Annotated in this window: 8 protein-coding genes; 4 read left to right on the forward strand and 4 right to left on the reverse strand. The window is 74.4% G+C overall.

What is annotated here, in order from left to right; all coding sequences use genetic code 11:
- The 3 genes from CAP_RS32390 to CAP_RS32400 form a co-directional block, all read left to right on the forward strand.
- Positions 1–3203 (forward strand): DUF2135 domain-containing protein (locus CAP_RS32390; protein ID WP_044247960.1); only part of this gene is annotated, 3203 nt, incomplete at its 5' end.
- Positions 3204–3614: 411 nt separating this feature from the next.
- Positions 3615–7649, forward strand: a complete 4035-nt coding sequence (locus CAP_RS32395; protein WP_156041335.1) for a hypothetical protein — start codon at positions 3615–3617, stop codon at positions 7647–7649.
- A complete protein-coding gene (locus CAP_RS32400; RefSeq protein WP_044247964.1) occupies positions 7646–8848 on the forward strand; it encodes a UDP-N-acetylmuramate dehydrogenase in 1203 nt (400 codons plus the stop codon). Before CAP_RS32395 ends, CAP_RS32400 begins: the two co-directional genes overlap by 4 nt.
- Positions 8849–8870: 22 nt before the next feature.
- Here CAP_RS32400 and CAP_RS46015 read toward each other — a convergent pair whose 3' ends face one another.
- The 4 genes from CAP_RS46015 to CAP_RS32425 form a co-directional block, all read right to left on the reverse strand.
- On the reverse strand, positions 8871–9332 hold the full coding sequence (locus CAP_RS46015) for a hypothetical protein (protein WP_052376431.1): 462 nt from the start codon (positions 9330–9332) through the stop codon (positions 8871–8873).
- A 128-nt stretch (positions 9333–9460) separates the two neighbouring features.
- Positions 9461–9871, reverse strand: coding sequence for a hypothetical protein (locus CAP_RS32415; protein WP_156041336.1), 411 nt, complete (start codon positions 9869–9871; stop codon positions 9461–9463).
- Positions 9872–9876: 5 nt separating this feature from the next.
- Positions 9877–11100 (reverse strand): hypothetical protein, encoded by a 1224-nt coding sequence (locus CAP_RS32420; protein WP_197041449.1) that lies wholly within the window; start codon positions 11098–11100, stop codon positions 9877–9879.
- Positions 11101–11168: 68 nt separating this feature from the next.
- On the reverse strand, positions 11169–12071 hold the full coding sequence (locus CAP_RS32425) for a hotdog family protein (RefSeq protein WP_370866003.1): 903 nt from the start codon (positions 12069–12071) through the stop codon (positions 11169–11171).
- Between the two features lie 94 nt (positions 12072–12165).
- Here CAP_RS32425 and def point away from each other — a divergent pair, with 94 nt between their 5' ends.
- Positions 12166–12741 (forward strand): peptide deformylase, encoded by a 576-nt coding sequence (gene def, locus CAP_RS32430; protein ID WP_044247969.1) that lies wholly within the window; start codon positions 12166–12168, stop codon positions 12739–12741.
- Positions 12742–12857: the final 116 nt, after the last annotated feature.

Consider the following 12857-nt stretch of genomic DNA (forward strand, 5'->3'; position numbering starts at 1 on the left):
CATCCTCCTCCTCGTCACCCTCCCGCCCACGTCCCGCCGCCCCGCTCCTCCTCATCCTCCTCCTCGTCACCCTCGCCACGGGCGCGTGCGGCGGCAGCTACGCGCCCAGCGGTGACCCGAAGTCCGCGGAGGCCCCCTACGCCGGCATGGCCCCCGCGGCTCCCAGCGAGGCCGCCCCCTCCTCCGCGCGCGTCGCTGGCGAGGCCGAGACCTGGAAACGGTCCCAGCTCCGCGCCCATGCGGCCCGCATCCGCATCGGCGACAGCGAGGAGATCCCCGTCCGCTCCATGCAGGCCAAGGTCACCGTCGACGGCACCATGGCCCGCGTCGTCCTCGACCTCCTCGTCCACAACGACCGGGACCACGCCTACGAGGGCACCTTCCAGCTCCGCCTCCCCGAGGGCGCTTCCCCGTACTACTTCGCGTTCGGCGAGTCCGTGCTCGCGGTCGCCGGGGATGCCCCGCAGGCCTTCTTCACCGCGGAGCAGAGCCGCGCCCTCGGCTCCGAGCCCACCCAGATCTTCTCCGCACGCACCCAGCTCTGGCGGGGCGTCAAGGAAGCCCACGTCGTTCCCCGGGAACTCGCGCAGCGGGCGTATGCCGACACCGTGCGCCGCGCCGTCGACCCGGCGCTCGTCGAGTGGGCGGGGCCCAGCATCTTCAACGCGCGCGTCTTTCCCCTCACCCCGAACCGCTCCCACCGCATCGTCGTCGGTTACGACGTCCCGCTCACCGCCATCGGCGGCGACCTCCAGTACACCTTCGACCTGCCCGAGAAGGTCGGCCGCACCGTGGTCGATGTCGCCGTCACGGCAGCCCGAGGTGCCGCGGTCGAGACCACCCCGGCCTCACCGGCCTCGCCAGCTTCGCCAGCCTCGCCAGCCTCGCCAGCCGCGGGTGGGGGCACGCGCCACTACCGCTTCGACGCGCCCACCGGGCCGGAGGTCGGCGTCCGCATCCGCATGCCTTCGGCCACGTACCTCACCGCGACGGGGGAACGCACGGGCTCCTTCTTCGCGGCCGACGTCGCCCCGAGCCTCCCGGTGACCAGCGCGAGCCCTGGATCCAGCGCGAGCCCTGGATCCAGCGCGGCGCTCTTCCTCGTGGACACCTCGCTCTCGTCGAACCCGGACCGCTTCAACATCTGGCTCAAGCTGATGGAGGCGATCCTCAAGAGGAACCGCGACACCCTCCGCGAGTTCAACGTCGCCTTCTTCAACATCGAGCAGAGCTTCTTCAAGCCGGGCTTCGTGAGCAACACGGACGAGGCCCTGGCGGAGCTGCGCGCGCACGCGAACACCCTCTCGCTGGAGGGCGCGACCGACCTCGGGGCGGCGCTCCGGGCAGCGGCGGCGCCTCCAGGGACCGGGGCGGCAGGCGCGGCAGGCGCGGCAGGCGCGGCAGGCGCGGCAGGCGCGACGGGCGCGGCAGGCGCGGCAGGCGCGACGGGCGCGCCGCAGCGCTGGGAGGTCTTCTTGCTCAGCGATGGCGCGTCCACCTGGGGCGAGGCCGACGGGCACGTGCTCAGCCGCTTCCTCAAGGCGGGGCCGGTGGGGGCGGTGTACGGCTACCAGACCGGCCTCCCGGGCACGGACAACGACATGCTCGCGCTGCTCGCGCGCGAGACGGGCGGGGCGGTGTTCTCGGTGACGGGGGACGCGGAGGTGCAGGCCGCGGCCACGGCGCACCGGGCGCAGCCGCTGCGCCTCACAGGGATGAAGGTCGAGGGAGGGCGGGACCTCTTGCTCGGCGGCAGGCCGCGGTTCGTCTACCCGGGGCAGCGCCTCCGGGTCGCGGGGCGCGGGGTGCCTGCAGAAGGCGCGGCGCTGGAGCTGTCCTTCGATGTCAACGGCGCGACGCGGGTCGTGCGCACGCCGCTCGGCCAGGCGATCCCCTCGCCGCTCGCGACGCGCGGGTACGGGGTGCTCGCGGTGGGGCAGCTCGAAGAGCTCGCGCCGGTGACGGAGCAGGGGGCGCGCAAGTTCGCGACGCACTTCCGGGTGCCGGGCAAGACGTGCTCGCTCCTGATGCTGGAGAGCCAGGAGGACTACGATCGCTTCGCCATCGAGACCGGGGACGACACGGCCTTCGTGCAATCGAACGAGGCGTCGGCGCTGATCGGCGCGGCCCTCGCGGCGGTGGAGGGGGCGCTCGGGGACCCGAAGCGGGCGTTCCTGCAGTGGTTCGACCGGTTGCCGCGGGCCTCGGGGGTGACGTTCACGTTCCCGCAGGGGTTCCGGAAGTGGGTGGAGGCGATGCCGTCGGCGAGCTTCACCGTGAAGGCGCCCCCGCTCGCGGTGAAGCGGCGGGACCGGGCCGCGACGCCGAAGGCCGTGCAGGACGCGCTGGCGCGGCACGCGATGGACTACGACCTGTTCGCGGGCGAGGCGGAGCGGCGGCTCCGGGAAGCGGGGCCCGCGGACGCGCTGAAGGCGCTGAGCGCTCTCGTCGAGGAGAGCCCGGGGGACGCGGTGCTCGCGCGCGACGTGGGGATCTCGGCGATGACCTGGGGGCTCGCGGCGGACGCGTACCACCTGTTCCGGCGGGTGGCGGAGGCGCGGCCGCACGAGCCGCAGACGTACCGGGCGCTGGGGCAGAGCCTGGCCCGGCTCGGGCTGAACGACCTGGCCCTCGTGTACTTCGAGGTCGGGCTCGCGGGCGCGTGGGACGCGCGGTTCGGCGACTTCCGGAGGATCCTGGCGATGGACTACCTGGACCTCCTGCGCCGGATCCAGGACGGCAAGGCGGCGACGAGCGTGGCCCCGCTGGCGCGGGCGCGGGCCGTGGACGTGGAGCGTCAGGTGGGCATCGGGCGCGCGGACGTGGTGGTGATGATCACCTGGAACACGGACGCGACGGACGTGGACCTGCACGTCATCGAGCCGGACGGGTCGGAGTGCTTCTACGGACACCGGGTGACGGACACCGGGTCGATCACCCAGGATGTGACCCAGGGCTACGGTCCGGAGATGTACGTGGCGCCCCGGGCGCCGACGGGGAGCTACCAGGTGCGCGCGCGCTACTACGCGGACGACCAGAACCGCACCTCGACGCGGACCAAGGTGCACGCAGTGATCATCGAGGACTACGGGACGCCGGCGCAGCGCAGGACGGAGCGGATCGTGACCCTGGAGCGCGGCAAGGACATGCACGGCCTGGTGACGCTCGCGCGCAAGGAGCGGAAGGCGGCGGTGGCGCGGTGACGCAGCGGCGCGATGACGCAGCGGTACGGTGACGCGATGATGCGGCGGCGCAGCAACGCGGCAATGCGGCGACGTGCACCAAAGGGTGAGACAGTGCACAGGCGGGACGCCCGGGGGGCGAGGTGACCGAGGCCGGGGCGGGTCAGCTCCCCGTTTTACTTCCTCTCGCCCCGGCTCTAGAGAGGTCAGCGAGAGGTCCAGCGCCCGGGTTTCTCCGGGGGACAGGGTCTCCAGCGCTCCTCCAGCCGCGAGCCACCGGTGATCTTTCCTCCCGAACGCCCCTCCTCCGCTGCCACGCCCCTCGCTGAAACCGCTCCGCGCTCGCCCTCAGGGCCGGCGAAGGGGAGGCGCCCACGCGGTCACGGGGGCGGCGCCTCGCTCGTGCCGGCGTCGTCCGCGCCGGCGTCGTGCATGCCGTCCGCGTCCGCGTCCGGCTTGCTGGCGTCGGGCTTGCCGGCGTCGGGCTTGCTGGCGGCGCTCGCGGTGGTGATGGCGAGCGCGTGTACGCCGCAAGCGGCGTCGCCGAAAACGGAGACGCCAGCGCTGGCCGAGGCGTTCGGCGCGGCGCTGGAGGCGGAGGCGCGGCGTTCGACCGAGGTGGGGCCGTACCTGGACCTCGTGGATCGCGCGGTGGCGGCGCCGCAGGCGGAGGGCGCGCACGCGGCGCTGGTCGCGGCGCTCGATGCGCTGGTGTTCGGGGCGACGCCGGCGGTCGATGCGATGCCAGGGGGCGCGGCGTACCGCGCGGCAGAGCAGCTCCCGGCGGTGGTGCAGCGGCTGGGGCGGGCCTGGGCGGCGGCGGGAGCGTCGGGGAAGGGCGCGGCGACGCCGTTCGTGCGCGGGCTCATCGCGGCGGCGCTGCACCGGATCGCGCTGTTCGTGGGGGACGAACAGGCGGCGCTCACGTGGGGTGAGCGGCGCGGGTGCGCCGAGGAGGCGACGGTGCTCGGGCCCCTCGACTGGACGCCGCTGCGCGGGCTGGAGGGGGCGCCGACGGTGGGGACGCTGGCGGAGCCGCTGGAGGGGAGCTACCCGGGGGTGGCGCCGTTCGCGGCGAAGGTCGCGCCGCTGCGGGTGCGCGCCGATGGCTGCATGCTCGACACGAACGCGGTGAGCTTCCTTCAGGGGACGCGCGCGGCGGTGGTGGATGTGTACGTGCCGGCGCGGCAGCGGGTGAGCCTCGCGCTCACCTCGACGTCGGCGGCGGTGGTGGACGCGGGCGGGGTGACGGCGCTGCGGCGCGGGTACGAGGCGGGTGGGCTGCCGGTGATGCGCATGGCCTCGCTGCAGTCCGAGGCGGGCTGGCTGCGGGTCGTGGTGCGCGTCGCCCAGAAGAACGACGGGGACACGCTGGAGCTCGACGTGCTCGGCGAGGACGGGCTGCCGCTCCGGACGCGGGCGCCGGTGCCAGGGCAGGCGGCGGGGGCGCGGGCGTCGTCGCCAGAGGCGGTCGAGATCACGGCGGGCCTGACGGGTCCAGGGGGCGCCGTGGGCAAGATGAGCATGCCGGATGCGGTGAAGAAACCCGCGACGGACGCGGAGCTGCTGCTGGCGGCGGCGGCGCTCATGGGGCTCGGGGAAGGGCGGCAGGCGGAGCACCTGCTCGAAGCGCGGATCGAGGTGGGCGCGGGCGGGACGGGCGGGACGTCAGCGCCCGCTCCGGCGCCGCCGCGGATGGATCTGATGTACGCGCGCGCGCTGTCGATCGCCGGAGATCTGCCGAGCGCGCAGCTCGTCGAGCGGCTCGGGCAGGTGGTGGGGCGGGTCAGCAAGGCGTGGCCCTGGTCGTGGGAGGCGCGGCTCGTGGAGGCGATGCTGATCGAGCAGCGGCGGGGTGAGGGCGAGGGGGTGATCGAGGCGCTGACGCGGCTCGGGGTGCGCGCGCCGGTGCAGGGCGACGAGGGGGTGACGCAGCCCGCGGTGCCCGACGCGGACCGGGTGGTGCTGGTGCGGGGCGCGCTCGTGGCGCAGCGCGCGGGGATGCCCGACGTGGCGGAGGCGGCGTACCGGCGGCTCGCGGCGGCGGCGCCGGGCTCGGTGCTGGCCGCCACCGTGGACGCGGCGCTGCATTCACGGGTGGGGGCCGACGAGGTGCGGGCGACGTGCACGGGAGCGGGGCGCGATCGGGCGGCGACCGACTGCCTGGAGGCGCTGAGCGTGGTGGGGGCCCACGACCGGGTGCTCGCGGAGATCGCCAGGCTGAGGCGCCTGCGGCATGCGCCGGACGCGCTGCGCGACGCGGAGATGTCGGTGTACCTCGCGCGCGGGGATCTCCAGGCGGCGCTCAAGCTGCACGACGCGATGGCGCCGGCGGAGCGGCGGCTGCTCGATGCGCTGGGGCTCGCCGCGGGCAAGGGGGACGCGCGGGCGGTGCGCGGGAGGCTCGGCCGGGACCGGGTGCGGGCGCGCGACGTGCCGTTCGCGGTGGGCGCGCTGAACCGGGCGCTGCAGCTCACGCCCGACGTGGCACCCGCGCTGGAAAAGGAAGGGCGGGCGCGGGTGCTGGCGGACCAGAAGGCCCCGGCGGCGGCCGGCGCGGCGACGCTGGTGCTGCGGCACGTGGAGCGGTTCGAGATCGCGGAGGACGGGCTGCTGCACTTCGTCGCCTACGATCTGCGGCGGGTGTCGGGCACGACGGACGTGGCGTCGGGGGCGGCGACGTACGGGCCGATGGTGGAGGGGCGGGGCAACCCGCGGCTCCTGCGGCGGCGCATCCACAAGAAGGACGGGCGCATCCTCTCGCCCGACGCGGCGGCGTTCGCGGCGCAGGGGCACAGCGACCTGTCGCAGCTCGAACAGGGCGACTACGTGGAGCAGATCCTGGAGGGCTACGCGCTGCCGAGCGACACCGGGCAGCTCGTGATCGACACGAGCGACCTGATGCCCGAGCGCACCAGCGTGCTCGATGCAGAGGTGGAGGTGCGCCGGCCCGCGTCGGTGCCGTTCAAGGTCTGGTCGCACCCGCTGCTCGGCAAGGGGGAGGAGCGGAACGAGCGCGGGACGCTGGTGACGACCTGGCGGGTGAAGGACCTGTCGCCGCGGCGCCTCGAAGACGGGGTGCCGCGCATGGAGCAGGGCGTGGGGGTGAGCCTGGGGACGCAGACCTGGGAGGACGTGAAGCAGGCTGTCGCCGAGAACGTGCGCGGGCTCGCGGACAAGGACCCGTACGTGACGCGCTGGGCGTTGGAGGCAGCGGGCGCCGGGGACGCGGACCGGACGCCGTCGCGGGCGCTCGTGCCGTCGCGGGCGCTCGTGCCGTCGCGGGCGCTCGTAGAACGGGTGGTGGCCGCGGTGGGCAAGGCGGTGAAGGTGGCCGGTGGCGCGGAGCTGTCGGACATCGCCGCGCTCTACGGGGGTGGGTCGCAGCGGGTGACGGCGCGGACCATCCTGGAGCTCGGGCAGGGGAGCCGGGCGTGGGTGGTCTACCGGGTGCTGCGAGAACTCGGGGTGGACGCGGACCTCGCCATCGCGGAGACGGAGCCGTTCAGCTCGTCGCCGAATTTCCCGGCGCACGTGGGGCGGTTCAGGCACCCCCTGGTGGTGGCGCGGGTGCCGGGCGAGGGGCGCGACGGCAAGGCGCAGACGGAGCTGTGGATCGACGCCGACGTGGAGGGGCCGCCGCTGCCGCCAGGGCGGGTGAGCCCGGAGCTGCGCGGGCGGGCGGCGCTCCTGCTCGACGGGCGGATCGTGGCGGTGCAGGCCGCGGGCGCGGAGGCGAACGACGAGGTGGACCTGCGGCTCGCGGTCGACGCGCGGGGAGACGCGCGGGGGACGTTCACGATCTTCCTCCGGGGCCGGGCCGCGCAGGCGCTCTCGGAGGCGTTCGAGACCGTGGTGGGCACCGACCGGCGGGAGATGCTCCGCGACGTGGTGCTGGGCTGGGTGCCGTGGGCCGACGTGGAGGACGTGACGGTGTCGTCGCGGACCGGGTCGTGGGAGGTGGCGCTGCGGGCCGAGGTGGCGCTGCACGGCTTCGCGCGGCCCGAGGGGCGCGCGGGCAAGGTGTGGACGCTGCCGGGGCTCGAGCCGGTGCACTTCAGCTTCCCGCGGGGGTTCGCGGGGACGCTCGGGGCGACGTACGCGTCGCGCGGGGCGCGGCAGAGCGCGCTGAGCATCGACACCACGCTGCAGTACCACGTGCGCCGGCGGATCGAGCTGCCGCCGGGGATGGAGGTGACCCGGGTGCCCGCCGCGGTGACCGTGGAGGACGACCGGGTGGAGGCGCGCCGGGAAGGGACCTACGACGCCACGGTGATCCAGGAGGACTTCACGATGAGCCTGCCGACGGGGACGGTGCCCGCCGATGAGTACAAGGCGTTCGTGGGTCGGGTGCAGACCATCGACAGCGGGTTCATGGCCGGGATCCGGGTGGAGCCGGGCCGCGGGGGAGCGGCGGCGGCGGCGCCAAAGACGCAGGCGCCCGCGCAGCCCACGAGGAAACCCTGAGCCTCTCGGTTCGCGAGGACGCGCCGCTCGCGCCGCTCACCACCCTCGGCGTGGGCGGGCCGGCGCGCTGGCTGCTGGAGGCCGACGACGAGGAAGGCCTGCGCGAGGCGTTCGCGTTTGCAGCGGGGCGCGGGGTGGAGGGCGCCGGGCTCCTCGTGCTCGGGGGCGGGTCGAACCTGCTCGTGGCCGACCGGGGGATCGACGGGGTGGTGCTGCGGCCGCGGCTGCGGGGGATCACGGTGTCGGCGGAGGGGGACCGGGTGCTGGTGCGCGCGGGCGCTGGCGAGCCGTGGGATGGGCTGGTGGCACGCGCCGCGGAGGAAGGGTGGGCGGGGCTCGAGTGCCTCTCCGGCATTCCCGGCGACGTGGGGGCGACGCCCATCCAGAACGTGGGGGCGTACGGGCAGGAGGTGGCGGAGACGGTGGTCGCGGTGGAGGCCATCGACCGCGGGAGCGGGGCGCGCGTGACGCTGGACGGGGCGCAGTGCCGGTTCGGCTACCGGGACAGCGCGTTCAAGCGGGAGGCGCGGGGTCGGTACGTGATCACGGCGGTGACCTTCGCGCTCACCCCGAGGGGCGCGGCGGCGCTGCGGTATCCAGAGCTGCAGCGGGCGCTGCAGGTTCCCGCGGGCGCGCACGGTGCGCATGGTGCGCATGGTGCGCATGGTGCGCATGGTGCGCATGGTGCGCATGGTGCGCATGGTGCGCATGGTGCGCAGGGCGGAGGTGGGCCGTCGCTCGCGGAGGTGCGGGCGACGGTGCTGCGGCTGCGGCGGTCGAAGTCGATGGTGCTGGATCCGGAGGACGAGAACGGGAAGAGCGCCGGGTCGTTCTTCATGAACCCGACGCTCGACGTGGAGACGTTCGCGGGGGTGCGGGCGCGGATCGAGGCGGCGGGCGCGATCAAGGCGGGGGACGCGTTGCCGACGTTCCCGGGCGGCGAGGGCCGGGTGAAGGTGCCGGCGGCGTGGCTGATCGAGCGGGCAGGGTTCACGAAGGGGATGGCGCTCGGCAGGGCGGGGATCTCCTCGCGCCACGCGCTGGCGCTGGTGAACCGCGGAGGCGCGACGGCAGCGGAGATGGTGGCGCTGGCGATGCACATCCGGGGGGAGGTGCGGGCGCGCTTCGGGGTGGCGCTCGCGCCAGAGCCGGATCTGTGGGGGTTCACGCGCGAGGAGCAGGCCGCGCTCACCGGGTGAGGTGGCGCGGCGGCGCTGAAGCTCAGGGCGCGCCGGGCTTCTTGATGTCCTCGCAGGACATGGGGAAGTAGCCGGTGGTCTTCGGCTCCTGGCAGGCGGTGCAGGCGTTCGGGAACGTCTTCGGGTCCGCCGAGGGACAGGGGGCTTTGATGCACCGGATGCCGGTGTCGACCTGGCCGCAGACGGGCTTGTAGTCGCGGGTGCATCCCTTCACCTGCCTGGACTCGGGGGTGCAGGTGGTGAAGGCGAGGCGGCCGCCGGCCTCGGGGTTCTTGGGGGGCGGCTCGGCAGGCGTCTCGGACGCGGTCGGCTCGGGAGGAGGCGGGGGCGTGTCGGCAGGAGGCGGGGGGGCAGGCGCGGTCTCGGTCGGGGTGGACGGCGTGGACGGCGTGGCGGAGACCGGGGGCTCCGAGGAGGTGGTGACCTGACAGCCGGCGAGGGACGCGGCGGCGAGGGCAAGGGTAAGGACGAAGCGGACGTTCATGGTGACATTGCTCCCGGGCGCGAGGGCCCGCGGTGGTTAGGCGCCGTGATGTAGCGGGCGTGCAGGGGCACATCAAGCCGGAGGGGCGCGATGTCCAGCCCCCCGGAGCGAATCGCGGGGGCGCCGGGTCATGCCCGCGGGACGGGTGTCTGTCGTGCCTGCGCGCGATGCGCGCGCCGCGCGCGCCACGTGCGTCCCGCGGAGACCAGCGCCGCGAAGACGAGGCCCGGCATGACGAAGAGCAGCGCGAGGCGCACGGCGTAGAGGCCGAGCACGAGCGGGAGCACCGCGAGGGCGCGCAGGCCCGAGGGGGAGAGCAAGCTCTCGACGAGGCCCAGGGTGTCCAGGGCGAAGGCCAGCGCCACGTGGAGCGCGAGCAGGATCGCCGCCGCGGCCAGTACCCGCACGTGCCAGGGCGCCCGCGCGCGTCGGGGGCTCGTGGGGTTTGGAGCGCTCGGGGCGCTCGGGGCGCTCGTGGGGTTTGGGGCGCTCGTGGGGTTTGGGGCGCTCGGGGCGCTCGTGGGACTCGTGGGACTCATGGGACTCATGGCAGGCGCCCCGGGGCAGGAGGAAGAGGCGCCGCTGCGGGGCCGGCGGTCATCATGGCCAGCAGGAGGGCGTTGCCCAGGGGACCTCCGCTCAGGAAGCGGCGTCCGCCCGCAGGGCCGCGCCCGGTGAGGCCGAACAGCTCCGCGGTGCGGAAGAGGTCGACGAACATGGCGCGCTCTCCGGTGAGACGGGCGCCCGCGAGGGAGAAGCCCGTGGCGGAGACCGAGACGCCGAAGAGCACGGGGCCGGAGTCGATGTCGCCGAGGCCTGCTTCGCCGTCGGGGTACTCGCGCACGCCGCCGAAGCCGAGGAAGCGCGCGCGCTGGTGGGAGGCGATGCCGGCGAAGACGCGGCGGGCGAGGTCCTGGTCGGCGAAGGAGAGGAAGTAGGCGGCGATGGCGGTGCCGCTCGCGCGTGGAGGGCCGAGAGGGGCGCCAGCGTGCGCGTCGACGCGCTGGTGGAACATGCCCGAGGGGCGGTGGAGGTAGCGCGCGGTGAGCGCGGCGGTGGCGTCGCGCAGCAAGCCTTCGCGGTGGGTCTCGCGGCGGGCGCGGTCGTGCAGGCCGATGCTGCCCACCACCGCGGCCATGTCGGCCGGGTAGGCCTCGCCCGGGTAGGTCTCCAGCATGCCGTGAGGCGCCGCGGCGAGACGCCGGGCAAAGGCCTCGGTGAGCCTGTCGTTGGTCCCGGCGAGGGGGTGGGTGGGGTCGAGGAGGGTGAGCATGGAGAGGGCGAGGTTCGCGTAGCCGAGGTAGGCATGGCCGTTCGGCGTGGCGGGCGCGCGGAGGGCGTCCTCGCCCCAGGCAGCCCTGCCGAAGGCGGTGGTCTCGGGGGCGAGGAGGCGCTCGGCGCACAGGGCGACGACGGGCAGGTAGGTGGCGCGCAGCTCGGGGTGCTGGAGGATGAGCTGGCCGAGGCCGAGGGCCGCCATCTGGTGGGTGACGAGGGCCCACTCGCCGTCGAAGCGCGGGTCTCCGGTGGAGAAGGATTCGGGGCCGACGCCCGCGCGCACGTACGCGGCCACCTCGGCGGCGAGCGGCTCTTGAACACGCGGGTCGGACTGCCAGAAGGCGTCGGCGTCACGGCCGCACACGAGGCGGGGGACGGTCGCGGCGCCGGCGAGGACGAGCGCGGCGACCGCCGTGATCTCGCCGAGACGTTGAAGGCGGGGGGAGAGATGCGTCCGAGGTTCTTGCGCGCGCTCCGCCGCCATGGCCACGGCGGTGCCACGGGCAGCGCGGGGAGCCAAGCGCGGTGCGCAGGAGCCAGCCGCGGCGCGCTGGAGGGTCAGGGCGCGAGCAGGAGCCGGGCCGTCACCCGGGGGCGCTCGATGTCGGCGTGCGGGGCGAGGACGAGGGAGGCGCCGAAGGTGCCGCCGAAGGAGAACGCGCGCAGGTGGATGCGGAGGCGCTCTCCTGCGAAGGAGGGCTTGCGGTAGGCGACCTCGAGGTGATGGCAGCGGCGAGGCACGGACTGCACGAGGGCGCCGAGGCGGCGGAGGGCGGCGTCGATGAAGATCTGCGGGTAGACGAGGGAGTTGACGTGGTGGTTGCTGTCGGTGTGGTCGAGGCCGAAGACGATGTCGGTGGGATCCGCGCGTAGCTCGGCGTCGAGCGGCACGGCGTCGGCGGGGAGGTGGAGGAGGGTCTCGGGAGGTTGCCAGGTGTAGCGGGCTGCGGGGACGGGCTCCATGTCGGCGACGTCGAAGCTGAGCACCTTGCGCTCGGCAGGGGGCGCGAAGGGGCGGGTGAAGACGTGCTCGGCGAAGCAGCGGCCGACCTGGATCGGCTCGCCTGCGCCCGGGGGCTGGGGCGGGTGGGTGGCGCCACGCGGGGCGTGCAGGGTGAGCCAGGAGAGCATCACCAGCCGCTCGACGTCGCCGTCCTCCCCGAGGGTGTGCGCGAGCTGGTACGCGACGCGGAGGTCCACGACAGCGGAGGCCGAGAGGGGGCCTTCGCCGCTCTCGACGAGGAGGCGCGACATGATGGGGAGCACGCCCTGCGCGGCGAGGGCGCGGCTCACGGGGTGGTCGCGCAGCAGGGCATCCCAGAGGGCCGGGCTGTTGCCGTGCGGGATGGCAAGCACGCTCATCCGGCCATCCTGGGTGACGTCCGAGTAGCGCAGGGTCATGGATGCGACCGACTGCTGGTCCGGCGGGAGCTGTGGCTGCTCTGGGTAGGGGAACATCACGGCTCGCGATGTAGCGGATGCAGCGCGGCAATGCACGCGGCTGGACACAGGGGCCGAGGCCTGCGGGGAGAGCCGGGCGTGGTACGCTGGGCGGGTGACGCTCCTCAAGATCGCGCAGATCGGCCATCCCATCCTCCGGCAGCGGGCCCGCGAGGTGACGCGGGAAGAGCTCGCCAGCCCCGCCACGCAGGCGTTCATCGACGCTCTCATCGCGACGATGCGCGACGCGAACGGCGCAGGCCTCGCGGCCATCCAGGTGTACGAACCGGTGCGGATCATGGCGGTGGAGGTCGAGAACAACCCCCGTTACCCGTACAAGCCGCGGATCCCGCTCACCATCGTGGTCAACCCCGTCATCGAGGTGCTCACGGAGGAGACCTTCGAGAACTACGAGGGCTGCCTGAGCGTGCCGAACCTGCGCGGGGTGGTGGACCGCCACGCCGAGATCCGGCTGACGGGGTGGGACCGGGAGGGCGCGCCCATCGATCGGATCCACCGCGGGCTGACCGCAGGTACCTTCCAGCACGAAACCGACCACCTCGATGGGGTGCTGTTCATCGACCGGGTGAAGGACCCGCGGAGCCTGTGCACGTGGGCGGAGTTCGACCGTTTCCACAAGCAGGCGTTCGTGGATCGCATCGTGCCGTTCATCCAGCGCATGGAGCGCTGAGAGGCGTCACGCCTCGGTGAAACGCTCCCTGTCCACGGGACGGCGGGTGGCGCGACAGCGGGCCGGCAGCGCAACCTCGGGGACATCGCGCGCTTCCCGAGGTGACGGACGTCAGG

The organism is Chondromyces apiculatus DSM 436 (assembly GCF_000601485.1).
In the GTDB taxonomy this organism is placed as follows: domain Bacteria; phylum Myxococcota_A; class Polyangia; order Polyangiales; family Polyangiaceae; genus Chondromyces; species Chondromyces apiculatus.